Origin of the sequence: Daejeonella sp., from assembly GCF_044348475.1 — a bacterium.
Taxonomy (GTDB): Bacteria; Bacteroidota; Bacteroidia; order Sphingobacteriales; family Sphingobacteriaceae; genus Daejeonella.
Window position 1 is genome coordinate 1 of record NZ_JBIKSU010000002.1, and the last position, 23,614, is coordinate 23,614.

At 36.0% G+C, this 23,614-nt stretch carries 21 protein-coding genes and 5 tRNA genes; 24 read left to right on the forward strand and 2 right to left on the reverse strand.

Going from position 1 to position 23,614, the window contains the following annotated elements; genetic code table 11:
- Positions 1–286 precede the first annotated feature (286 nt).
- The 6 genes from ACIQZ6_RS00865 to ACIQZ6_RS00890 all read left to right on the forward strand — a co-directional run bounded on the left by ACIQZ6_RS00865 (position 287) and on the right by ACIQZ6_RS00890 (position 7,984).
- The gene (locus ACIQZ6_RS00865) at positions 287–595 is read left to right on the forward strand and encodes a hypothetical protein (protein WP_395807252.1); all 309 of its coding nucleotides are present in this window, start codon (positions 287–289) and stop codon (positions 593–595) included.
- A 21-nt stretch (positions 596–616) separates the two neighbouring features.
- Positions 617–907 (forward strand): cell division protein ZapA, encoded by a 291-nt coding sequence (locus ACIQZ6_RS00870; RefSeq protein WP_395807254.1) that lies wholly within the window; start codon positions 617–619, stop codon positions 905–907.
- A 153-nt stretch (positions 908–1,060) separates the two neighbouring features.
- Positions 1,061–2,623, forward strand: coding sequence for a ribonuclease Y (gene rny, locus ACIQZ6_RS00875; protein WP_395807256.1), 1,563 nt, complete (start codon positions 1,061–1,063; stop codon positions 2,621–2,623).
- Positions 2,624–2,824: 201 nt separating this feature from the next.
- Positions 2,825–3,331: a DUF962 domain-containing protein gene (locus ACIQZ6_RS00880; RefSeq protein WP_395807258.1), complete on the forward strand. Its 507-nt coding sequence runs from the start codon at positions 2,825–2,827 to the stop codon at positions 3,329–3,331.
- A 385-nt stretch (positions 3,332–3,716) separates the two neighbouring features.
- Positions 3,717–6,521, forward strand: coding sequence for an outer membrane beta-barrel protein (locus tag ACIQZ6_RS00885; protein ID WP_395807260.1), 2,805 nt, complete (start codon positions 3,717–3,719; stop codon positions 6,519–6,521).
- An 80-nt stretch (positions 6,522–6,601) separates the two neighbouring features.
- Positions 6,602–7,984, forward strand: a complete 1,383-nt coding sequence (locus ACIQZ6_RS00890; RefSeq protein WP_395807262.1) for a hypothetical protein — start codon at positions 6,602–6,604, stop codon at positions 7,982–7,984.
- An 87-nt stretch (positions 7,985–8,071) separates the two neighbouring features.
- On the opposite strand, the gene ACIQZ6_RS00895 is transcribed toward ACIQZ6_RS00890, so the two are convergent.
- Positions 8,072–9,241: a hypothetical protein gene (locus ACIQZ6_RS00895; protein ID WP_395807264.1), complete on the reverse strand. Its 1,170-nt coding sequence runs from the start codon at positions 9,239–9,241 to the stop codon at positions 8,072–8,074.
- A 97-nt stretch (positions 9,242–9,338) separates the two neighbouring features.
- Positions 9,339–11,096, reverse strand: a complete 1,758-nt coding sequence (locus ACIQZ6_RS00900; RefSeq protein ID WP_395807266.1) for a lysophospholipid acyltransferase family protein — start codon at positions 11,094–11,096, stop codon at positions 9,339–9,341.
- Between the two features lie 161 nt (positions 11,097–11,257).
- On the opposite strand from ACIQZ6_RS00900, the gene ACIQZ6_RS00905 reads away from it, so the two are divergent.
- The 18 genes from ACIQZ6_RS00905 (at position 11,258) to rpoB (ending at position 23,592) form a co-directional block, all read left to right on the forward strand.
- A complete protein-coding gene (locus ACIQZ6_RS00905; protein WP_395807268.1) occupies positions 11,258–12,157 on the forward strand; it encodes a helix-hairpin-helix domain-containing protein in 900 nt (299 codons plus the stop codon).
- Positions 12,147–12,677, forward strand: a complete 531-nt coding sequence (locus ACIQZ6_RS00910; protein WP_395807270.1) for an adenine phosphoribosyltransferase — start codon at positions 12,147–12,149, stop codon at positions 12,675–12,677. The genes ACIQZ6_RS00905 and ACIQZ6_RS00910 overlap by 11 nt, the downstream gene beginning before the upstream one ends.
- A 221-nt stretch (positions 12,678–12,898) precedes the next feature.
- Positions 12,899–13,090 (forward strand): 30S ribosomal protein S21, encoded by a 192-nt coding sequence (rpsU, locus tag ACIQZ6_RS00915; RefSeq protein ID WP_090700886.1) that lies wholly within the window; start codon positions 12,899–12,901, stop codon positions 13,088–13,090.
- 69 nt (positions 13,091–13,159) lie between these two features.
- The gene (locus ACIQZ6_RS00920) at positions 13,160–14,041 is read left to right on the forward strand and encodes a tyrosine-type recombinase/integrase (RefSeq protein WP_395807272.1); all 882 of its coding nucleotides are present in this window, start codon (positions 13,160–13,162) and stop codon (positions 14,039–14,041) included.
- A gap of 93 nt (positions 14,042–14,134) precedes the next feature.
- Positions 14,135–14,446 carry a ribosome hibernation-promoting factor, HPF/YfiA family gene (gene hpf / locus ACIQZ6_RS00925; RefSeq protein WP_395807274.1) on the forward strand — a complete coding sequence of 104 codons (312 nt, stop codon included), beginning with the start codon at positions 14,135–14,137 and terminating at the stop codon, positions 14,444–14,446.
- Between the two features lie 228 nt (positions 14,447–14,674).
- Positions 14,675–14,747, forward strand: a tRNA-Thr gene (locus tag ACIQZ6_RS00930).
- 10 nt (positions 14,748–14,757) lie between these two features.
- Positions 14,758–14,841 (forward strand) — tRNA-Tyr (locus ACIQZ6_RS00935).
- 105 nt (positions 14,842–14,946) lie between these two features.
- Positions 14,947–15,019: transfer RNA gene (locus tag ACIQZ6_RS00940), tRNA-Gly, on the forward strand.
- A 68-nt stretch (positions 15,020–15,087) separates the two neighbouring features.
- Positions 15,088–15,159: transfer RNA gene (locus ACIQZ6_RS00945), tRNA-Thr, on the forward strand.
- Positions 15,160–15,220: 61 nt separating this feature from the next.
- Complete coding sequence (tuf, locus tag ACIQZ6_RS00950; RefSeq protein WP_395807276.1) at positions 15,221–16,408, forward strand: elongation factor Tu; 1,188 nt, start codon at positions 15,221–15,223, stop codon at positions 16,406–16,408.
- A gap of 112 nt (positions 16,409–16,520) precedes the next feature.
- Positions 16,521–16,591 (forward strand) — tRNA-Trp (locus ACIQZ6_RS00955).
- Between the two features lie 17 nt (positions 16,592–16,608).
- Entirely contained in the window at positions 16,609–16,803 is a 195-nt protein-coding gene (gene secE, locus ACIQZ6_RS00960; RefSeq protein ID WP_395807278.1) for a preprotein translocase subunit SecE, read from the forward strand.
- A gap of 9 nt (positions 16,804–16,812) precedes the next feature.
- Positions 16,813–17,355 carry a transcription termination/antitermination protein NusG gene (gene nusG, locus ACIQZ6_RS00965; RefSeq protein WP_395807280.1) on the forward strand — a complete coding sequence of 181 codons (543 nt, stop codon included), beginning with the start codon at positions 16,813–16,815 and terminating at the stop codon, positions 17,353–17,355.
- Positions 17,356–17,509: 154 nt separating this feature from the next.
- Positions 17,510–17,953, forward strand: coding sequence for a 50S ribosomal protein L11 (gene rplK / locus ACIQZ6_RS00970; RefSeq protein WP_395807282.1), 444 nt, complete (start codon positions 17,510–17,512; stop codon positions 17,951–17,953).
- 22 nt (positions 17,954–17,975) lie between these two features.
- Entirely contained in the window at positions 17,976–18,674 is a 699-nt protein-coding gene (rplA, locus tag ACIQZ6_RS00975) for a 50S ribosomal protein L1 (protein WP_395807284.1), read from the forward strand.
- A 2-nt stretch (positions 18,675–18,676) separates the two neighbouring features.
- Positions 18,677–19,195 (forward strand): 50S ribosomal protein L10, encoded by a 519-nt coding sequence (rplJ, locus tag ACIQZ6_RS00980; protein WP_395807286.1) that lies wholly within the window; start codon positions 18,677–18,679, stop codon positions 19,193–19,195.
- A 59-nt stretch (positions 19,196–19,254) separates the two neighbouring features.
- Positions 19,255–19,635, forward strand: a complete 381-nt coding sequence (rplL, locus tag ACIQZ6_RS00985) for a 50S ribosomal protein L7/L12 (RefSeq protein WP_395807288.1) — start codon at positions 19,255–19,257, stop codon at positions 19,633–19,635.
- Between the two features lie 147 nt (positions 19,636–19,782).
- Positions 19,783–23,592 (forward strand): DNA-directed RNA polymerase subunit beta, encoded by a 3,810-nt coding sequence (gene rpoB, locus ACIQZ6_RS00990; protein ID WP_395807290.1) that lies wholly within the window; start codon positions 19,783–19,785, stop codon positions 23,590–23,592.
- Positions 23,593–23,614 lie beyond the last annotated feature (22 nt).

The following is a 23,614-nucleotide window of genomic DNA, read 5'->3' on the forward strand; positions in this document are numbered from 1 at the left end:
TCTGATTCAAGATGAAGAGAAAACTTTGACGGATAAGCAAATTGAGGCGCTTATGCAGAAATTAATACTTAATTTCGAAAAGCAGGCAGGAGCAGAGATAAGGAAGTAGGTTGTAAGTTATAGGTTATAAGTTATAGGTTGTAAGTTATAAGTTATAGGTTATAGGTTGTAAGTTATAGGTTTAATTATCTCTTAAAATTCAATTATTAAAGGACTGAAATAATACTTATTACTTAATACTTACTACTTACCACTTAAAACTTACTACTTAAAACTTACTACTTAAATGACAGTCGCAGATCAGCTTAGTAAAGTAATAGATAAAACAGGCAGGTTAATAGAGCTTTGTACGGCTTTGCAGGAGGAAAATGACTTATTGAAACAGGAGAATCTTTCATTAAAACAGGCTGTTGATAGCCGAAATTTATTGAAAACAGATCTTGAAGAAAAGTTAAGAGTTTTAACCTTAGCTCGTTCATTAGAGGGTAATTCTTCTGCTGATTTGAACCTTAGTGAAAAAACTCTTGACATAAAGCAAAAAATTACCGAATTTGTACGCGAAATAGATAAGTGTATTGTGTTGCTAAAAAAGTAATACTTAGTGAACTAAGCTCAAATGGGAGAAATCTCCATAAAAATAAATATTGCCGATCGAGTTTACCCGTTAAAGGTAAACATGGAAGAAGAGGAAGTGATTAGACGGGCAGCTAAAATAATTAATGATCGCATAAAAGAATATCAAGAAAATTATGCGGTTCGGGATAAACAGGATTTGTTATCCATGTGTGTTTTACATTATGCTACAGCTACATTAAAAGCTGAAAAGAAAGTAATGCATGAAGACACAGATGTTACAGAAAAGGTTTATCAATTGGATCAGCTGTTGACAGATTTTTTTTCAAAGTAGTATCGTTTTCAATATTTAAGAGCATTCAAGATTTAACCGCAGTTAAATTTTTGAGTTTCACTAGTTAAAGCTTAATATGTTAGCATGCTAATGTATCAAGCTTTTACAGTACATGAAACTTAAATTTTTGCGGTTTTTTTATTTAAAATAATTATGGACATATTACAGATAGCACTTTACATTTTAATTGGACTTGCTGCAGGGGTAGTACTTGGGCGGTTTTTACTTAGCCAACTATTCCGTAACCAGGAAATAGGAGCTCAGAATAAGGCTAAAAAGATTCTAAAAGATGCTGAAACCAATGCCGAGATTCTTAGAAAAGATAAACTTCTTGAAGCAAGAGAAAAGTTTTTGCAAATGAAAGCTGATCATGAGCAGGAAATTAATACGAAGAATAATACCATCAATCAGCGAGAAAATTCAATCAAGCAAAAAGAGCAGTCAATTAACCAGAAACTCGAAAATCTGACACGTAAGGAAGAAGAATTAACCACTGTTAAATCTAACCTGGAAAAACAGATTGAACTCACCAAAAAGAAGCAGGAAGATGTAGATGCTTTAAAGAATCAACATATTCAGCAAATGGAAGCAATTGCTGGCTTATCTGCAGAAGATGCTAAAAATCAATTAATTGATTCATTGCGTGAGGATGCTCGTACACAAGCAATGATCCAGATTAAGGATATTGTTGACGAGGCTAAATTAACAGCAAGTAAGGAAGCTAAAAAAGTTGTAATTCAGACTATTCAGCGCACCGCTACTGAAAGTGCAATTGAAAATACCGTTTCGATTTTTAATATTGAAAATGATGAAATCAAAGGAAGAGTAATTGGGCGTGAAGGGCGAAATATCCGTGCACTTGAGGCTGCTACCGGAATTGAGATTATTGTTGATGACACACCAGAGGCGATCATTCTTTCAGGGTTTGATCCCGTAAGACGTGAGATTGCCCGTTTGGCTTTACACCGTTTAGTAACAGATGGACGTATACATCCTGCAAGAATTGAAGAGGTAGTTGCAAAAACTAAAAAGCAAATTGAAGATGAGATTGTTGAGATTGGTGAGCGTACCGTAATTGATCTTGGAATCCACGGGCTACATCCTGAACTGATCAGGATGGTTGGAAGAATGCGTTATCGTTCATCTTATGGACAAAATCTTTTACAACACTCCCGTGAAGTAGCTAATTTCTGTGCAACCATGGCCGCAGAACTTGGATTGAATGTTAAAATGGCTAAACGCGCCGGACTTTTACATGATATTGGTAAAGTGCCAGATGATAATCCGGAATTGCCACATGCAATTTTAGGTATGCAACTTGCAGAAAAATACAAGGAACATCCTGAAGTATGTAATGCAATTGGTGCTCACCACGATGAAGTTGAGATGACTTCCATGATATCTCCAATTATTCAGGCTTGTGATGCAATTTCAGGCGCAAGGCCGGGAGCAAGAAGAGAAGTAGTAGAAAGTTATATCAGACGTCTTAAAGAACTTGAGTCACTTGCCTTATCATATCCGGGAGTTGAAAAAACTTTTGCGATACAAGCAGGTAGAGAATTGCGAGTGGTTGTAGAAAGTGAAAGAATCACCGATGCTGCTGCAGAGATCCTTGCTGCTGATATCTCTAACCGTATTCAAACAGAAATGACTTATCCTGGACAGATAAAAGTTACCGTGATACGCGAAACAAGGTCTGTTGCTTACGCGAAGTAGTATTAAGTTAGAAGTAATAAGTTGTAAGTTGTAAGTAATAAGTAATAAGTAATAAGTAATAAGTAATAAGTTATAAGTTATAAGTTATAAGTATATCATTAATCCTTTAATAATTGGATTTGAATTTTAAGCGTATTTAAACCTAAAACCTATAACCTATAACCTACAACCTACAACCTATAACTTACAACTCCCTTAGATATGCAAAAACAAGCAGAATCGCGCCTAGTTGATGTTTACTTTGATAAATATTCTGAAAGTCATCAGAACCATACCAATGAACTTATTCACTGGATATGCGTTCCGGCTATCGTGTTTAGTTTGTTTGGTTTAGTTTGGGCTATTCCCTTTCCATATTTGGAGTTTCTAGGGAAATATAATGGCTATGTCAATTGGGCTTCTTTTTTAATCGCTTTTGCAATTTATTATTATTATAAATTATCACCAGTACTGTCTTATCTCATGCTTTTGCTGATGATGTTTTTTTCTGCAGGGATTGTCTCTCTTGAGAAAATGCATAATACCGCAGGCTGGCCCCAGATGTGGCAGATATGCCTTGGTATTTTTATTATTTCCTGGATTGGACAGTTTATTGGGCATAAGATTGAAGGAAAAAAACCTTCCTTTCTAGACGATATTAAATTTCTCTTAATTGGGCCAATCTGGTTACTTCATTTCATTCTGAAAAAGGCAAAGATCAAGTACTAAACATTCTCACAATCTAGTAAAAAGATTTGTTGCAAAATTTCAAGACCTCGCTGACATTCCTAATATCAGAATTTTTTATTAGCGGTTTTTATCTCCACGGTGGTCTTTTTCATCTAAAGTATTTTTTTCTTAATTCGTATAAATTTAAGCTAGTTTATTTGTTCTCTAAACTAGATTAAATTTGCCCTATTTCCTCCTTGAAATGCTTCAAAGAATCATCTTATTGTAAATTCTAGTACTCATTCTTAGATTAATCGTCCTATTTGTTAATACTATCTTAACATATTTAACATAGGCTTAACAGATTGGTGATTTATACATAACCTTAATACTACGTTGTGTTAATATTGTGGTAATACTTTTGTATAAATTAAAATCAAACAACGTGAAACACAAAAGTATTCTCCGATTTTTAAGCTTTTTATTCCTGTTAATTCTAGGCACTCAGGTAGGCTACAGTCAGCTTAACGGTAAAATTTCAGGTAAAGTAACTGATTCTAAATCAGGCGAAACTTTAATAGGACTTACCGTTAAAATTACTGGAGCAGCATTGGGTGCTTCAACTGATATTGAGGGTAGATATACGTTAGGTAATCTAAATCCCGGAAAATATAATTTGACTTTTTCATATGTTGGTTATCAAAGTAAGAATATTACAGAAATTGAGGTTCTTGCCGGAAAAACTACAAATCTTGATGTGATTATGGAAGAAGCTACTTCAGTCGCCTTAGAAGAAGTAGTGATCACAGCAACTGTAAGACAAGAAAGCATTAGTGCTTTATATGCTCAGCAAAAGAACAGCATCAGTATTTCAAGTGGTATTACCTCCGAGCTGATCAAAAAAACGCCAGATAGAAATACGTCAGAAGTATTGAGACGCGTCAGCGGAGCAAGTATTCAGGAAAACAAATTTGTGATTATTAGAGGTCTTGCCGACAGGTATAATTCATCCATTTTGAATAATGCAGTGTTACCCTCATCTGAACCGGATAGAAAGGCTTTTTCATTCGATATCATTCCATCTAATTTAATTGACCGTATAGTTGTTAATAAAACAGCATCTGCAGATCTTCCCGGAGATTTTGCAGGAGGAATCATTCAAGTGATTACGCGCGATGTTCCTGAAGAGAATTTTTTGAATGCTTCGGCTAGCTTTGGGTATAACAATCAATCTACTTTTAAGGATTTTACTTCGAATAACAGAAATAAATATGATTTTCTTGGTTTCGACGATGGTAGTCGTAACCTTCCTGCAGGTTTTCCTGGATCATTCCAATCTTATAATCCTTTGTCAAATGCCGAAAAGGCAAAATATACTGCGCAGCTCAAAAATGCTTATGCTGAATCTACTCCCATGGCAATTCCTACTCAAAATCATCAGTTAACCTGGGGAAAGAGAAAAGATTTAAAGAATAGCGGATCATTCGGAAGTGTAGTTTCATTGAGTTATAGAAATTCTCAAAATACAGCTTTTGCAGAAAGAATTGATTACGAGTTTTCAGGCAGTCCATTTTATGAGTATTCCGAAAATATCTCTAAATACAGTACCAATTTAGGAGCTCTAGCTAATTTTGCTTACATCAAAGGTGGCAATAAGATTGCATTCAAAAATATATACAATCGTTCGTTTGAAGATAATTATACTGCAAGAACCGGTTTTACCAATGATAATATTCAGGATGTTCGCTTGAATGTTTCAGACCTGACCACAAAAAGTCTTTTGAATTCGCAATTGGAAGGTGAAAGTCAGTTAGGAAAAAAGCAGGTTAAACTTACTTGGAATTTGAACTATTCTAGAGTAGAGCGTGATCAGCCTGATCAGCGTTCTTTGGATTATCGCCGTTCATTAGGATCAAAAGAGCCCTTCCGCTTAATTGACAGAAACACCAGAAGATTATTCTCTAATCTAGAGGAAGATACTTATGGCGCACAGGCAGCTTTGGCAATTCCAGTAAAATTGTTTGACCAGCCATCAACCTTTAAAGTTGGATTTTTGAAACAATATAAGCAGCGTAATTTTGGCGCCAGAATCTTCAATTATCTTTTTGTAGGACCATCAGCATTTGAGCCATCAATCAGTGGTTTGCCCAAAGAACAAATTTTTGCACCGGCCAATATCGGCACTAATGGATATATCCTTACCGATTTTTCAAATAACACGGATAGTTATGATGCTAATTCTGATCTGAATGCCGGGTTTTTATTAATGGATAATAAATTAGGTGAAAAAATAAGACTTTCTTATGGTGCACGTTTTGAGCAATTTGCTCAAACCTTAAATGCTATTGATTTTTCGGGACAGAAAATTGCAGCACAACAGGATAATTTTGATGTTCTTCCATCGGCTAATTTTTCATATAGTTTAAATTCTCGCTCAAACATTCGTTTATCAGGATCTCAAACAGTTTCGAGGCCAGAATTCAGGGAATTAGCTTTATTTAATTATTACGATTTCATTACTCAGACTTCGATAACTGGTAATCCTGCTTTAAAACGTGCTAAGATTTTCAATGGCGATTTAAGATATGAGTTATATCCTTCTGCAGGTGAAACTTTTACTGTTTCAGCTTTTTATAAAAATTTTAATAATCCAATTGAGCAACGTGTAAATTCAAACTCAACACCTGTGGTTAGGGGTATAAATTACCTGAATGCAGATCAGGCAACATCTTTAGGTATTGAGCTTGATATTCGTAAAAAGCTAAGCTTTATGGGCGATAAAGAATGGTTAAATAATTTAACTGCTTTCGCCAATGCTACTTACATCCATTCGCAAGTTCAGGGTGAGGGCATTGACCGACCACTTCAAGGGCAATCCCCTTATTTGATCAATGCAGGTTTGCAGTATTTCTCACCCAAAACTGCTCTTACATTCACATCAGTTTATAACCGTATTGGGCAAAGAATATTTCTTGTAGGATATCAGGGATACCCAGATATCTATGAAAATGCGCGTGATGTATTTGATTTTCAAGTAAGTAAGAAAATTCTTAAATCTCAAGCTGAGGTTAAACTTAATGTTGGTGATATCCTAAATCAAAGCACGGTATTTTATCAGAATAATGCCGGAAATACGAAGAGGGCCTATGAAGGAGCTGGAATAGACAGGATGATCAATTCATTAAAGCTTGGGTCAAATGTGTCGCTGTCATTTTCATATAACTTAGGCCTTGGGAATAATAAAAAGTAATTTTTGTATGAAAAGTTAATATTGGCTTAAAATTGAGCTAACCTACACAAGCTATCTTTAAATAAATAAAAAAAAATAATATGAAATCATTGAAATTTAAAACTTTAATTCTGGCGCTAGTTGTTCTAGTTGCTTCTTGTAAAAAGAATTCTGAACCTGAGGTGGTGATCGATCCAAACGCAAAAAAAATCGTAACCTTAAAAAATGGTGAAATTATTACAGGTGTTTATAAAAACACTGTCTTAAATGTTCCTGAAGGAACTTTTACACTTAAAGGATATGTCTACTTTGAAGATGGCAGTGAAATTAATATTGCTGCAGGTGCAATTATTAAAAGTGATGTTGCAGATAAAGGAGCATTAATTATCGAAAGAGGTGCAAAAATTAATGCCATAGGAACTGCTGCAAAACCAATTGTATTTACATCTGGAAAACCCGTTGGTGAGCGTAATCCGGGCGACTGGGGTGGTGTAGTTATCCTTGGTAAATCTACTACTAACCGTACTACAGAACCAACAATTGAGGGTGGTGTTGGTAAAAATTATGGTGGTACTGTTGCTGCCGATAATTCAGGTACTTTGAAGTACGTTAGAATTGAATTTGCAGGTATCGCTGCACAGCCAAATTCTGAGATTAATGGTTTGACTTTAGGCGGAGTTGGTTCAGGTACAACTATTGAATATGTTCAGGTTATTTATGGTAATGATGATGCCTTCGAAATATTTGGTGGAACGGTTAATGCAAAATACTTAGTAGCATTTGCAACAGCTGATGATGATTTCGATTTCGATTTTGGATATACCGGTAGAATTCAGTTTGGAGTTGCCCTAAGAGACCCTTCATTTATTGATGCTGGTGATGCTGGTAATGGTATAGAGTGTGATAATGACGCTACAGGTACTACGGCAACACCACTTACCCGTCCGGTACTTTCTAACTTCACTTTCATAGGTCCGAACGTTGACAATACCGCTTCAAAGAACCACAATTTCGCGAATCGTTTCAGAAGGTCTACTAATTTTGTTTTAAACAATTCTGTTTTAATGGGATGGATGAAAGGTGGATTATCTTTAGAGTCGGATGGAACTTACAATAGTTTAGTGGGTACCACTACAACTTCTGAATTTAAGAACAATTTATTACATGCAAATACAGCACAATATAGAATTGGTTCTGTAACTGTTGCAGGAGCAACTGGTGATGCTGTAAAAACTAAGGCTGAGGCAAGTGCTACATTAACCTTAGCCACTACTGCTGAAGTAAAAATTAATGATCCATTTAATTTAAAAGCCCCTAACTTGCTTCCTGCTGCAGGTTCACCTGCATTAACAGGTGCTGCATTTGCCGGCGATTTGACTAATAGTCACTTCACTGCAACTACCTACCGCGGTGCATTCGGAACAACAGACTGGATGGCTGGCTGGACTAGTTTCAACTTCACTAAAGGCGCAAATGGATATTAAACCTTTTTAAGATTAACCTTTATAAAAATACCCGCAATTGCGGGTATTTTTTTTGATTTGATTTTGATTCTGTTAAATTTTACAAACCTATTTAGCCACTGGGCTATATTGGTAAACTACCTCATAATTAACCTTCTGAAGGTTTTCTGCTATTTGACCTATTCTGAGATCTTGTTCTTGTGGTGTTGGCTCACACACTGAATATTTTTGTCCCTTATAAATAATAGACTGTCCTTGTGCTTTGTCGAACTGTACCGCCATACTAATATGAGTAGGGTAGAGCAAAGCAATCATCGGTAGGTTATATATTTCCTTAACCAAGTAGAAAAACAATGCTGCACGGTCGTCGCAGTCGCTGTATTTTGAAAATAAGGTTTGTTCAGGTGATAAACGTTTTTCTTTCCCGAAATTATTTTCATCACTCTGATATAAAAAAGCATAGCGCGTAAACCGCATTAAATAATCAATCCCTTTTTTCTGTGCCATGCCTGAAACATTCTTTTTCAGCATCGGAATTAATGAGTGGTATGTTTCATGACTTAGCGGAATGTTAAAATAAGACTCAAAATCAACTCCGGGATAATTTTTGAAGATATTTTCCACTTCTGAGTTTAATTTGATCTGGAAGTGGTAAGCCTTTTGTCGGTAGTTGAACTGAATTTCTTTTTCGCTATAAGATTCAGGCTTAAAATCGGGCATTCGGGTAACTTTATAAGAGAATGCATGCACAGCCTCGGGGATAATCACATGAACAGGATAAACTTTGTCTTTTTCGAAATCTACCTTACCATAGTCATGGTAGTTTAAACACATATATTTATTGCCTTCTATATTGAAAAAGGGTATGTCATTGATGTTTTCATCATTCTTAACATAAAAGATCAATCGATTATTCCCGATAGATAATCGCGCATCATATCCTGATTTACTAAGTAAAAACCATTTATACAAGGTGTAACGATGGTAATTTTCTACTTTAGGGCTTATCTGCTCGGCAGTTTTGCGTATCAATTGATAGTATATCCAATCATTTAATTGGTGTGTTTCTTTGTAGGCTAAAAGCGAAGATAGCAGTGGTTGATAATCACTTTGGTTTAGTTTATTGTAAAAATTTGAGATTGATTCAGGTGTAAGTTCTTTAGTAAAAGAAATTTTGGAGGTTTCGTTTAACTCAAAATTGAAGGTTCCATTATAAAATTCAATGCTGAAATTGTCGGCAAATACATTGGCAGTTGATAAACAAAATGTGATTATCATTGACAATTTTATGCTTAAAATAGCTATCTGAGGCCTCAATTTTTAATTACTTAACATTAAATTAACATTAAAATTATGTTAAGGTAACATTAATAAATCAATCCTGGATATTTTTTCCTAATTTTTTAAGTATTTCATTTGGGATTGTGTGAATATCAAGTATCAGAAATCCATCCAAACTATCTGAGAATTTAGGATCAATGTTAAAGCTGATTATCTTGGCGTTTAGTGCCAGATACTGCTTCAGTAATACTGGTATCCTCATGTTAGTGATCTCAATATCTGAAATTAGTGAATCAAGATCCTTTAATGTCTTGCTGCCTTCTGTGAGCATATCTTTATCTATTTTCGAAAAATCAACTTTGAATTTTTTTCTTGGTTTAACAAACTGGGCAAGTTCATGATCGAAATTATTATTTCTGATAAATTCTACAATTAATGATTTTGATAGTTTTGTAAACCAATTGCTGATACTTACAGGTCCAATTAGGTAACGATATTCTGAATTTTTTGAAAGGAATTGTACTATTCCCTTCCATAGTAAGAATAGGGGAAGTGGCTTTTGCTGGTATTCCTTTCTTATCCAGGATCGTCCAAGCTCCAAACTTTTCATGAGTACCGGATAAAATTGTTTTTTAATTTTAAATAATTCATTCAGGTAGAATCCCCTTTTTCCCATGCTATGGAATATCTCGGATCCTTTCCCAATTCGATAAGCGCCAACAATCATTTTTGATTCCTTATCCCAAATAAATAAATGGTAATAATTGATATCGTATCCATCAAGATCAGTCTGTTTATTTGTCCCTTCGCCAATTTCACGAAAAGTGATCTCCCTCAATCGGCCAATTTCTTTCAATATAGTTGGAATTGCTGTTGAAGAGCAAATATAGACTTCATAATTTCTCTCGGTGCAAACTAGGTATTCGGTAAGATTAGCAATTTCGCTATCTAGATCTTTAACTGACATTGGTGCTACAATTTCCTGAGATTTTTTCTTGATTTTAAAAATAGTACGAGGATTGAATATTATTTTCTCATTTTCAAGTCCGGCACCTAATGCATAAGTTTTAGCTCTAAGATAATCTAGCAGTTTGTTCGGATTATCATAAATTGGAAGTTCAGAAGGTTTGATAGGTTTGCCAATTCTTAGTCTGATGATATGCCCTTTTTTATTGAAAAGTTCGGATGGTAGTTTTGCTGTTCTTAAAGTAGGGTGAATAAAGCTCAGTAGGTTAAATAGGATTCCATTATTGCCATGAAAATAGATAGGAACTACAGGAACATTAGCTTTTTTAATTAGTTTACCAACTACAGGATGCCAGGTTCTGTCTGTTATTTTCTGAATCTTTGTTTTATAAGTTGAAACCTCGCCGGCAGGGAATATACCAATTGGAATACCAGAATTGAGCTGTAAGAGCGTACTTTTGATTCCGCTGATACTCGAAGAGTTTTCTATGTTTTCAAAAGGATTGACACCAATTAAGTAGTCAGAAAGATTTGGAATCTTTTTAAGTAAGAAATTGGCCATTAGTTTTGAATCTGGCCTAACACGGCACATGATTTTTAAGAGTATCAATCCTTCAATTCCTCCATATGGATGGTTCGCAATGGCTAGAAAAGCACCATTTTTCGGAAAATTTTTTAATTCAGACTCATCAAAATCAATGGCAATTCCGATAATTTGCAATATTTTATCTATAAATGCTTCACCTTGTAAATGCTCTGCTTTTTTAAATACTTGATTCAATTCATTTATTCTCATGATCTCCATTAGTAATGAAGCCAAGCCGGGCATATACAATTTGTCAATTTTGCTTGCCTTTTCAAATTCTGCTTTGGTTATGATCTTCATGATTTTAATTTAATTGTGTTTCAAAATTGGATATTTTAATATTATCTTTATGTTAAATCTGTCTCTATAAAGATTCCCCCAGTGCCGTTATTTCCATCGCGGTATTCCAAAGAACAGCTGTTTTTATTGTTTACTACTCATTCAAAACAATGCGACATTATTTGAGTTCTTTACGATCATTTTTTAATTTTTCTAAAAAAGAGTTGAATGGTATATTCTTTCTATTTCTGCTTATTCTTGTCATTCTGGTAAGCCCCTGGTTTTATCGTAAGCTTAGCAAACTGCAGGTTTATGATCTTGAAAAATTTAAACTTGAGGCAGCTAATTTTAAAAATTCAGAGCTTAGGGTTTACCATTCATCTAATAAAAAAGAAGCTGTAAAGGCAGTGTATTTTGAATTTGATCCGAATAGTATTGGCGAAAAGGAATGGCTGAAATTGGGTTTTTCTATAAAGCAGATCAGGGTTATCAATAATTATATAGCTAAAGGAGGCAAATTCTACAAGAAAGAAGATCTGAAAAGAATTTATTCAATTTCAGAAGCTCAATATGCTTTGCTGGAACCTTATATTCGTATTGTTGCAACATATACTGCTAATAAATTTGCGAAGGATGAAAAGGCTGCAAGATCCAATAATCAAATTCCTAGATCACTTATTGAGCTAAATTTGGCTGATTCATTATCGCTATTAACCGTAAGGGGTATTGGCCCAGCCTTCGCTTCCAGAATTATTCGCTATAGAGATCGCTTGGGAGGGTTTTATACCAAGGAGCAACTGAAAGAAGTTTATGGCATAGACTCCCTTAAATATTCTCAGATTCAAGGTCAGTTTTCTATTGACGCCGCGCTTATTCAAAAAATAAACCTTAATACAGCGGGCTTTGACCAGCTTAAAAAACATCCCTACTTAACCTATAAACAAATGAATGCGATCATTCAATATCGACAGCAGCATGGTTATTTCCAATCAATTGAAGATTTAAATAAGGTAGCTATCCTGAATAAAGAAATAATCCGTAAAATTGAGCCATACTTTGCATTTTTACCCCATGATCAGTAAGGAACTTGATTTTGCTATTCGGGATATAGCCGATTTTCCAAAACCTGGAATATTATTTAAGGATATAACTCCTATATTAAAAGACGCTAAATTATGTACATCCGTAATCGACGAGTTTGTTAGGCAACTGAATGGTGTCGAAATAGATGTGGTTGCCGGAATTGAGAGCCGAGGATTTTTATTTGGTTTAATGCTTGCGAACAGATTGAAAATACCATTTGTGCCTATTCGCAAAAAGGGAAAATTGCCATTTAAGACAGTTGAAGAGCCTTGTGAATTAGAATATGGCTCAGCTATTCTTGAACTGCATGAAGATGCTATTACACCTGGTCAACGGGTATTGATTCATGATGATCTTTTGGCTACTGGCGGTACCGTTAGTGCTGCCACCCGACTTGTGCAAAAGCTTGATGGGCTTGTAGCTGGTTATGCATTTGTAATAAGTCTTGATTTTTTGAATGCCAATGATAAACTCAAAAAAGTAACTCCTAATATTATTTCTCTAGTATCTTATAAATGACTAATATTTTGATACTTGCATAAATAATCTCAATTAAATTTCAGCTCTGAAATTCATGATTAGATGTTTAATGAATAAAATCATTGCTTTTTAAAGCTAGTTATTTAGTGGAATCTGTTTAAATCTAATCTTGGGCACACTATTTTTTTGTTCCTATATCATTGGAATTAAATTTTATTGTACATTTGCAATCCAAAACCGAAAGGGGGTATCTGTATATTATGATCATAATTAATGTAAAAGACGGCGAATCATTGGATAAAGCACTTAAGCGCTTTAAAAAGAAATTCGAAAAAACCGGTGTATTGAGAGAACTTCGCAGCCGTCAGGCCTACGAGAAAAAATCTATCACCCGTCGTACGCAAGTTAAAAAAGCTATTTACAAGCAGGGATTAAACATAGAAACTGTTTAATTTCATTTTAGCATATAATTTCTAAAACTATTTGTATATTCAAACTATTGGATGTGCAAATAGTTTTTGATGTTTATTGAGCAATTTATACGATACCTGCAATTCGAAAAACGGTTTTCTCCCCATACCGTAACTGCCTATAAAAATGATCTCGATCAGTTTTCTCAATATATAGTTTCATTTCAATCTGAATTATTAAATGTTACTCATCAGCATGTGCGAACATGGATAGTATCATTGATGGATGATGGAATTGAAGCTCGAACAATCAATCGTAAAATTTCAAGCCTCCGTTCGTTTTACAAATTTCTTCAACGTGAAAATCTGATTGGAAATAGTCCAATGATCTATGTTAGGGCTCCTAAGATACCTAAACGACTACCTATAGTTATCACTGAACAGAAGATGGATATTCTTCTAGATGCTCAGGATGTATTTAGTAATGATTTTCAGGGAATGCGTGATCGTTTGATAGTAGAGCTCTTATATGGAACCGGAATGCGTCTTTCTGAGCTTGTAAACCTGTCTGACTATGACATAAATGTATATGAGCAACAAATTAAGGTTTTAGGTAAGCGAAATAAGGAAAGGATCATTCCAATCAGTAACTCGTTAACAAAATTGATAAGCGATTATCAACTTCAAAAATTAAATCAAAATTTCAACAACAAATCAGCTGCTTTGATCGTTACTAATCAAGGTAATAAGGTCTATGCAAAGTTTATTTATCGAACAGTTAATCTAGTTTTATCATTTATTTCAACCCACGATAAAAAAAGTCCACATATTTTGAGGCATAGTTTCGCAACGTCATTATTAAACAGAGGAGCAGACTTGAATGCAATCAAAGAGTTATTAGGTCATTCAAGTTTGGCAGCAACACAGGTTTATACTCACAATTCAGTAGAAAAACTAAAATCAATTTATAAACAGGCTCATCCTAAAGCTTAATACTATTGAAAGGTGCTTAGGGTATTGTGCTATTACTACTCAATAAGCTACGATTTCATCAATGATTACATTAATTAAAAAAAGGGAGGCAATATGAAAATCAGAGTACAATCAATCCATTTTACAGCTGACGTTAAGTTGTTGGATTTTATTCAGAAGAAAGCAGACAAGCTTGATCTGTTTTTTGATCAGATTATTAGTGGAGAAGTTTACCTTAAATTAGAAAATACGGATGTTGAAGAAAATAAGATAACAGAAATTAAATTATTGATCCCTGGGAATGATCTTTTTGCAAAAGAGCAATGTAAAACTTTTGAAGAAGCAACTGACAAGGCTGTGGAGTCACTCAAACGTCAGCTTGATAAACGTAAAGAAAAATTGCGTTCCCATGTCAGTAATCTTTAGCTACTAAGCCTATTGGCTCAAAACTCATTTTTTTTTCAATCATAGCAACCTATTATTATTTGCTTTTTCGGCAGTCTAAATGACTGTCGAATTTTTTTTATAAAAAATTTTGTCTAACTCCAAATTTTCGTAGATTTGCAGTCCGTTTCAGAGAGGGGTTGCCATTAAAGGTTATCAATCATTGAAAGGTTGTTCTTTTTTATCTTAAGAATAGGTTTAAAACATTTTGCCTCCTTAGCTCAGCTGGTAGAGCAACTGACTTGTAATCAGTAGGTCATTGGTTCGATCCCGATAGGAGGCTCGAAAATGTTGGGGGGGTTCCAGAGCGGTCAAATGGGACGGACTGTAAATCCGTTACTTCGGTTTCGAAGGTTCGAATCCTTCCCCCCCCACCACCAAATTTGCAAATTGAATCAGTAGTTCATTTGAACAGCTGAGATTTTTGATAACTAATTTACCAATTTGCTAATTTGCTCATTTGCTAATTATCGAATTGATTTGCGGAAGTAGCTCAGTTGGTAGAGCGATAGCCTTCCAAGCTATAGGTCGCGAGTTCGAACCTCGTCTTCCGCTCAAGGGTTTGTTTGTCATTCAAAAGTTTATAAAAGAACTTTGGGTAGCAAGCTTAGAGCAAATTAAAAGCCGACGTAGCTCAGCGGTAGAGCACTTCCTTGGTAAGGAAGAGGTCATGGGTTCAAGTCCCATCGTTGGCTCAGTAAAGAATTTAAGATTAAAACAATAATAAAATTAACCTAACAATTAGTATAAAACAAAATGGCAAAAGAAAAATTTGACCGCAGTAAGCCGCATTTAAATATCGGTACTATAGGTCACGTTGACCACGGTAAAACTACACTGACAGCAGCTATAACAAAAGTGTTATCAGATGCAGGCTTTTCTGAAGCACGTTCATTTGATTCAATTGACTCTGCTCCAGAAGAAAAAGAAAGAGGTATCACTATTAATACTGCACACGTGGAGTATTCAACTGCTACTCGTCACTATGCTCACGTTGACTGTCCAGGTCACGCGGATTATGTGAAGAACATGGTAACTGGTGCTGCTCAAATGGATGGAGCTATTATAGTAGTTGCTGCTACTGATGGTCCTATGCCACAAACTCGTGAACACATCCTTCTTGCACGTCAGGTAGGTGTTCCTTCATTGGTTGTTTTTATGAACAAAGTTGATATGGTTGACGATCCAGAATTACTTGAATTAGTAGAGATGGAAATTCGTGAACTTTTAAGCTTCTATGAATTCCCTGGTGATGATATTCCTGTTATTCAGGGTTCTGCTTTGGGAGGTCTTAATGGTGATGCAAAATGGGTTGGTAAAATCATGGAGTTAATGGATGCTGTAGATAGCTACATTCCAATTCCTCCGCGTTTGACTGAACTTCCTTTCTTAATGCCAGTTGAAGATGTATTCTCGATCACTGGTCGTGGTACTGTAGCAACAGGACGTATCGAAAGAGGAGTTATAAACTCAGGTGAAGCAGTTGATATCTTAGGTATGGGTGCTGAAAACTTAAAATCAGTTGTTACTGGTGTTGAGATGTTCCGTAAAATATTAGATAGAGGTGAAGCTGGAGATAACGTAGGATTATTATTACGTGGTATTGAGAAAACTGATATCCGTCGTGGTATGGTTATCTGTAAGCCAGGTTCTGTAACTCCGCATACTGATTTCAAAGCTGAGATCTATGTATTGTCAAAAGCAGAAGGTGGACGTCACACTCCATTCTTTAACAAATATCGTCCACAATTCTATTTCCGTACAACAGATGTTACTGGTGAGATCACTCTTGCAGATGGTGTAGAAATGGTTATGCCAGGTGATAACGTTACAATCAGTGTAAAGCTGATCAACGCAATCGCTATGGAAAAAGGTCTTCGTTTTGCGATCCGTGAAGGTGGTAGAACTGTAGGTGCCGGACAAGTTACTGAGATTGTAAAATAAGCAATTTCTTATAAAGGTTAATTCGATAACATAAGTCCAATGTGGACTTATGTTTTCTTATAATACACGGGCTTAGTTTACAATTAATTTTGTGAACCTAGTTATTTATTAAACGGGAATAGTTCAATGGTAGAATAGAGGTCTCCAAAACCTTTGATCAGGGTTCGAATCCTTGTTCCCGTGCTTACGCTAAATGTAAAATGGCTAACGTAGTAGAATTTTTTAAAGAATCATATACAGAAATGACCCAAAAGGTTTCTTGGCCTACATGGGGAGAATTGCAAAATTCAGCTGTATTGGTATTAGTAGCATCCATAATTATTTCACTTGTGATTTTAGCTATGGATGAAACTGCTGGTAATGCATTGAAGATGTTTTATAAATCTCTGGCATAATTAAAGCAAATGAGCGATCAATTAAAATGGTATGTTGTACGGGCTGTAAGTGGCAAAGAGAAGAAAGTAAAGCAATACTTAGAGGCTGAAGTTAACCGTCTTGGTATTTCACATCTATTACCTCAGGTATTAATCCCCATGGAGAAATACTACCAGATGAAAGATGGTAAAAAGATTGCTAAAGAACGTAATTTTTACCCTGGTTATGTACTAATCGAAGCTGCTTTAGATGGTGAGTTAGAACACGTAATTAAAGGTATTAATAGTGTTATTGGTTTTCTTGGAGATAAAGGTGGAAATGCCGTTCCAATGAGAGCTGCAGAAGTTAACCGGATCCTTGGTAAGGTTGATGAAATGGCTGAACAAGGTGAAGCAATGAATGTTCCTTATTACGTTGGTGAAAATGTCAAAGTAATGGATGGTCCATTTAATGGGTTTACCGGTGTGATTGAAGAGGTAAATGAAGAGAAAAAGAAACTTAAGGTTATGGTTAAGATCTTCGGAAGAAGAACACCACTTGAGTTGAATTATATGCAAGTTGAGAAGGAGTAGTAAGTAGTAAGTAGTAAGTTGTAAGTTGTAAGTCGCGAAACTTATAACCTAGGACTTATAACTTATAACGTATAACCTATAACTTTCAACTTAAAGGTCTTAAATGTTACATAGCTTCCACTACTAACATTGAGTTAAAAACAAATAAATAAAAATGGCAAAAGAAGTCGGTGCTTTAATAAAGTTACAGATCAAAGGCGGCGCTGCAAATCCATCTCCACCAGTTGGTCCCGCATTGGGAGCAAAAGGTGTAAACATCATGGAGTTTTGCAAGCAATTTAATGCGCGTACCCAAGATAAGCCTGGTAAAGTTTTACCGGTTGTAATCACTGTATATGTAGACAAGTCATTTGATTTTATCATTAAAACTCCTCCTGTAGCAATCCAATTATTGGATGCAACAGGTTTAAAGAGTGGTTCAGCAGAGCCTAACCGTAAAAAAGTTTCTAGTGTAAACTGGGATCAGGTTGAAAGCATTGCTAAAGATAAAATGACCGATTTGAATGCATTTACTGTCGAATCAGCCATGAAAATGGTTGCAGGTACAGCACGCAGTATGGGAATTACCGTTAGCGGTGATGCACCCTGGAACAATTAATTTTATAAAATCAGTTTAAGAAGTGGCTAGATTAACAAAAAATCAAAAACAGGCACATTCAAAAATTGAGGAAGGTAAAGCATATACTTTAACTCAGGCTGCGGCATTAGTTAAAGATATTACCACTACCAAGTTTGATGCATCGGTTGACCTGGACGTACGCTTAGGCGTTGATCCTCGTAAAGCGAATCAAATGGTAAGAGGTATCGCAACACTTCCTCATGGAACCGGTAAAACTGTCCGTGTATTGGTACTTTGTACTCCTGATAAGGAAGCAGAGGCTACAGCAGCAGGCGCAGATTTCGTAGGTTTGGATGAATATATTGCCAAAATAGAAGGTGGATGGACTGACGTTGATATCATTATTACCATGCCTAGCGTTATGGCTAAAGTAGGTAAACTCGGCCGTGTTTTAGGTCCGCGTAACCTTATGCCAAACCCTAAATCAGGAACAGTTACCACAGATGTGGGTAAAGCTGTTAGTGATGTTAAAGGTGGTAAGATCGATTTCAAAGTTGACAAAACAGGAATCATTCATACTTCGATCGGAAAAGTATCATTTGATGCTGATAAAATCTATGAAAATGCGTTAGAAGTAATTCAAACGATTTCTAAATTGAAACCATCGGCAGCAAAAGGAACTTATTTCAAGAGCATTCATATCTCTTCGACAATGAGTCCGGGAATCGAAATTGAAACTAAATCAGTAGCGGGAATCTAATCATGAGAAAAGAAGAAAAACACGAAGTTGTTCTTGCTTTAACAGAGACGATTGCTGAGTATGGTAATTTTTATATTACCGACACCGCAAACCTGTCTGTAGCAAAAGTAAATGATATTCGCCGCAAATGTTTCGAGAACGGTATCAAAATGCAGGTAGCTAAAAATAAACTGATCAGAAAGGCCATGGAGGCATCTGGAGGTGATTTTAGTGAAATGTTTGAAGTACTTAAAGGATCATCCTCTATTTTATTTTCAAAGTCAGCTAATGCTCCGGCAAAGTTGATCAAACAATTGAGAAGAACAGGTGATAAACCGGTACTAAAAGCTGCATATATTGATTCATCAATTTTCATTGGCGATAATCAGTTAGATGCCCTAATAAACCTTAAATCTAAGGAAGAATTAGTGGCTGACATCATTGCATTGCTTCAATCTCCAGCTAAAAATGTTATTTCAGGCTTACAGTCTGGTGGTAATAAACTTGCAGGAATTGTTAAAACATTACAAGAAAGAGGTTAACGGGCACCTAGAAGTTCGATTAAATTATTCAAGTACAGAAATTTTAAAATTAAAATAAAATGGCAGATTTAAAATCGTTTGCTGAGCAATTAGTAAACTTAACAGTAAAAGAAGTTAATGAATTAGCTCAAATCCTTAAAGATGAGTATGGTATAGAGCCTGCTGCAGCAGCAGTAGCAGTGGCAGCAGTTGGTGGTGGTGGTGATGCACCAGCAGCAGCAGCAGAACAAACATCTTTCGATGTAATATTGAAAGAAGCGGGTGGTGCTAAATTAGGAGTTGTAAAACTTGTAAAAGACCTTACCGGTTTAGGTTTGAAAGAAGCTAAGGATTTAGTTGATGGAGCACCAAAAGAAGTTAAAACTGGTGTTGATAAAGCAGAAGCTGAGTCATTGAAAAAAGCATTAGAAGAAGCTGGTGCTACTGTTGAGATTAAGTAATTCTTAACTCATAAATTATGGTTTAGACCCCGATTTTCGTCGGGGTCTATTGCCATTTGTATAATACCCATTGTATGTATGATCTACATCGCCGTAATATTGGCATAACAGGTCGCAGTTTATTTACTAAACTAAATTCTCAATCCCTTGGCAAACAAAATTAAGCACAACGAAAGAGTAAATTTTGCTACCAGTAAGCATGTAATGGACTATCCTGATTTTCTGGATGTTCAGTTACAATCTTTCAAGGAATTTTTTCAGCTTGAAACCACTTCAGACAACCGCCATCAAGAAGGTTTGTTTAAAGTTTTCTCCGAAAATTTTCCGATCTCTGATTCAAGAAATATATTCGTTTTAGAATTTCTTGATTATTTCATTGATCCCCCGCGTTATGACATACATGAATGTATTGAGCGTGGTTTAACGTATAGTGTTCCTTTAAAGGCTAAGCTTCGCTTATCTTGTAATGATGCAGAACACGAAGATTTTGAAACAATAGTTCAGGATGTTTATTTGGGAACGATCCCATACATGACTCCAAAAGGAACTTTTGTGATAAATGGCGCAGAGCGCGTAATCGTTTCTCAATTACACCGCTCTCCGGGAGTATTTTTCGGCCAAAGCCGTCATACAAACGGAACCAAATTGTATTCAGCCCGTGTAATTCCTTTCAAAGGTTCTTGGATCGAGTTTGCAACTGACGTTAATAATGTCATGTACGCATACATCGATCGTAAGAAAAAATTCCCGGTTACCACCTTATTGCGTGCAATCGGTTATGATTCTGACAAGGATATTCTTGAATTATTCGAATTAGCGGATGAAGTAAAAGTTAGCAAATCTGGCTTGAAAAAAGCCGTAGGCCGTAAACTTGCAGCAAGAGTGCTCAAGAAATGGGTCGAAGATTTTGTGGATGAAGATACCGGTGAAGTTGTTTCAATTGATCGTAATGAGATCATCATGGAACGTGAAACCGTTTTAGAAGACGAGCATATCGATATGATCATCGAAGCTGGTGTTAAAACAATTATCCTTACTAAAGAGGATGCTGTGAACAGCGGTGATTATACCATTATATACAATACTTTACAAAAAGATACTTCAAATTCTGAGAAGGAAGCGGTAGAGCATATCTATCGTCAATTACGTAACGCTGAACCACCTGATGAAGAAACAGCTCGTGGTATCATTGATCGTTTATTCTTCTCTGATAAGAGATATGATCTTGGTGATGTAGGTCGTTACCGCATCAATCGTAAATTGAAATTAAGTACTCCTGTTGAAACTAAAGTTTTAACTAAGCAGGATATCATTGCCATTGTTAAGTATCTGATCAAATTGATCAACTCAAAAGCAGAGGTGGATGATATTGATCACTTGTCAAACCGTCGTGTACGTACTGTTGGTGAACAACTTTATGCACAGTTTGGTGTTGGTCTAGCCCGTATGGCTCGTACCATTCGTGAACGAATGAATATTCGTGATAACGAAGTATTCACACCAACTGACTTGATCAATGCACGTACATTATCCTCAGTAATCAACTCGTTTTTCGGAACGAATCAGTTGTCACAGTTCATGGACCAAACCAATCCTCTTGCAGAGATCACGCACAAGCGTCGTCTTTCAGCCTTAGGCCCAGGTGGTCTTTCTCGTGAGCGTGCAGGGTTTGAGGTTCGTGACGTACATTATACCCATTATGGTCGTTTATGTACTATTGAAACTCCTGAGGGTCCGAATATTGGTTTGATATCTTCTCTTTGTGTTCATGCTAAGATCAATAATCTTGGTTTTATCGAAACTCCTTACCGTAAGGTTGAAGATGGTCGTGTTGTAGTTGAAGAACCTGTAATTTACCTTTCTGCAGAAGATGAAGAAGGAAAAACTATTGGTCAGGCAAATGCAGTATACGATGATAAAGGTAATTTTGAAACTCCGCATGTAAAGGCACGTTATGAAGGTGACTTCCCTATAATTGAGCCTAAGAAGTTAGATTTAATGGACATTGCGCCAAATCAAATCACTTCTATTGCTGCATCATTGATTCCTTTCTTGGAGCATGATGATGCTAACCGTGCGTTGATGGGATCCAACATGCAACGTCAGGCCGTACCTTTATTACGTCCTGAAGCTCCAATTGTTGGTACTGGTCTTGAAGGCCGTGTAGCTCGTGATTCACGTACACTTATCAATGCTGAAGGTACTGGTGTTGTTGAATATGTTGATGCCAATGAAATTCGTATTCGTTATGAAAGAAATGAGGACGATGTTCTTGTATCTTTTGAGGGCGAAGTTAAATCATATCGCCTGATTAAGTTCAAGAAAACCAACCAGAGTACGTGTATCAACTTAAAGCCTATCGTAAGAAAAGGTCAGAAAGTTGAAAAAGGTCAGGTTCTTTGTGAAGGTTATGCAACTCAGGATGGAGAATTAGCATTAGGAAGAAATCTTAAAGTTGCATTCATGCCTTGGCAAGGATTTAACTTTGAGGATGCGATTGTTATTTCAGAGCGTGTTGTTTCACAAGATATTTTTACTTCTTTACATATTGAAGAATTTGAATTAGAAGTTCGTGATACAAAACGTGGTGAAGAAGAATTAACTCCAGATATTCCTAACGTTTCAGAAGAAGCTACTAAAGATCTTGACGAAAACGGAATTATCCGTGTTGGAGCTGAGATTAAAGAAGGTGATATTCTGATTGGTAAGATCACTCCTAAAGGAGAATCTGATCCTTCACCTGAAGAAAAACTTTTACGCGCAATCTTTGGCGACAAAGCAGGTGATGTGAAGGATGCCTCGTTGAAAACTCCACCGTCTATTCATGGTGTAGTTATTGATACTAAATTATTCTCACGTGCTAAGAAAACTACCAAACAAGAAGAGAAAGCTCTTATTGAGAAGTTAGACACGAAGCACAATAAAGCAGTTAAGGAATTGAAAGAAACCTTAATTGAGAAATTGTTCGTTATTGTGAATGGTAAAACATCACAAGGTGTATTTAATGTGTATAAAGAGCTGCTAGTAGCTAAAGGTGTAAAATTCACCCAGAAAATACTAACTGAACTTGAATATGCAAACGTGAACCCAACTAAATGGACAACTGATGAGGATAAGAATGAGCTAATCAAACAAACTCTTCACAACTATAACATTAAGCTGAACGAAGAACTTGGCGCTTACAAGCGTGATAAGTTTGCGATCAGTGTTGGTGATGAGCTTCCATCAGGAATTGTACAAATGGCTAAAGTTTATGTTGCTAAAAAACGTAAGCTGAAAGTAGGGGATAAAATGGCGGGCCGTCACGGAAATAAGGGTATTGTTGCAAGAATCGTTCGCGATGAAGACATGCCTTTCCTTGAAGACGGAACTCCTGTGGATATAGTACTTAATCCACTGGGTGTACCATCACGTATGAACCTTGGACAAATCTATGAGACCGTTTTAGGATGGGCTGGTAAAGAACTTGGAATGAAGTTCGCTACACCAATCTTTGATGGAGCATCTCATGATGAAGTTGAAGAATGGGTTGATAAAGCTGGAATTCCTAAGTCAGGAAGAACCTACCTATACAATGGTTTAACGGGAGATCGTTTTGATCAGCAGACTACAGTGGGTATTATTTATATGCTGAAACTGGGTCACATGGTTGATGATAAAATGCACGCCCGTTCAATCGGACCATATTCATTGATTACACAACAACCATTGGGTGGTAAAGCTCAGTTTGGTGGTCAACGTTTCGGTGAGATGGAGGTTTGGGCTCTCGAAGCATTTGGTGCTGCCAACATCCTTCAGGAAATACTTACTGTTAAGTCTGATGATGTGGTAGGACGTGCAAAAACCTACGAAGCGATTGTTAAAGGTGAAAACCTTCCAACTCCATCAGTTCCAGAATCATTCAATGTATTGGTTCATGAATTAAGAGGTTTAGGTTTGGATATCACATTGGATTAAGTTAAAAGTTATAAGTTGTAAG

Excerpts from the sequence above, each read along its gene's own strand:
- ACIQZ6_RS00865 (WP_395807252.1), top strand. The coding sequence starts at position 287 with ATGACAGTCGCAGATCAGCTTAGTAAAGTAATAGATAAAACAGGCAGG.
- ACIQZ6_RS00870 (WP_395807254.1), top strand. The coding sequence starts at position 617 with ATGGGAGAAATCTCCATAAAAATAAATATTGCCGATCGAGTTTACCCG.
- rny (WP_395807256.1), top strand. The coding sequence starts at position 1,061 with ATGGACATATTACAGATAGCACTTTACATTTTAATTGGACTTGCTGCA.
- ACIQZ6_RS00880 (WP_395807258.1), top strand. The coding sequence starts at position 2,825 with ATGCAAAAACAAGCAGAATCGCGCCTAGTTGATGTTTACTTTGATAAA.
- ACIQZ6_RS00890 (WP_395807262.1), top strand. The coding sequence starts at position 6,602 with ATGAAATCATTGAAATTTAAAACTTTAATTCTGGCGCTAGTTGTTCTA.
- ACIQZ6_RS00895 (WP_395807264.1), bottom strand. The coding sequence starts at position 9,241 with ATGATAATCACATTTTGTTTATCAACTGCCAATGTATTTGCCGACAAT.
- ACIQZ6_RS00900 (WP_395807266.1), bottom strand. The coding sequence starts at position 11,096 with ATGAAGATCATAACCAAAGCAGAATTTGAAAAGGCAAGCAAAATTGAC.
- ACIQZ6_RS00910 (WP_395807270.1), top strand. The coding sequence starts at position 12,147 with ATGATCAGTAAGGAACTTGATTTTGCTATTCGGGATATAGCCGATTTT.
- rpsU (WP_090700886.1), top strand. The coding sequence starts at position 12,899 with ATGATCATAATTAATGTAAAAGACGGCGAATCATTGGATAAAGCACTT.
- ACIQZ6_RS00920 (WP_395807272.1), top strand. The coding sequence starts at position 13,160 with ATGTTTATTGAGCAATTTATACGATACCTGCAATTCGAAAAACGGTTT.
- hpf (WP_395807274.1), top strand. The coding sequence starts at position 14,135 with ATGAAAATCAGAGTACAATCAATCCATTTTACAGCTGACGTTAAGTTG.
- tuf (WP_395807276.1), top strand. The coding sequence starts at position 15,221 with ATGGCAAAAGAAAAATTTGACCGCAGTAAGCCGCATTTAAATATCGGT.
- secE (WP_395807278.1), top strand. The coding sequence starts at position 16,609 with ATGGCTAACGTAGTAGAATTTTTTAAAGAATCATATACAGAAATGACC.
- nusG (WP_395807280.1), top strand. The coding sequence starts at position 16,813 with ATGAGCGATCAATTAAAATGGTATGTTGTACGGGCTGTAAGTGGCAAA.
- rplK (WP_395807282.1), top strand. The coding sequence starts at position 17,510 with ATGGCAAAAGAAGTCGGTGCTTTAATAAAGTTACAGATCAAAGGCGGC.
- rplJ (WP_395807286.1), top strand. The coding sequence starts at position 18,677 with ATGAGAAAAGAAGAAAAACACGAAGTTGTTCTTGCTTTAACAGAGACG.
- rplL (WP_395807288.1), top strand. The coding sequence starts at position 19,255 with ATGGCAGATTTAAAATCGTTTGCTGAGCAATTAGTAAACTTAACAGTA.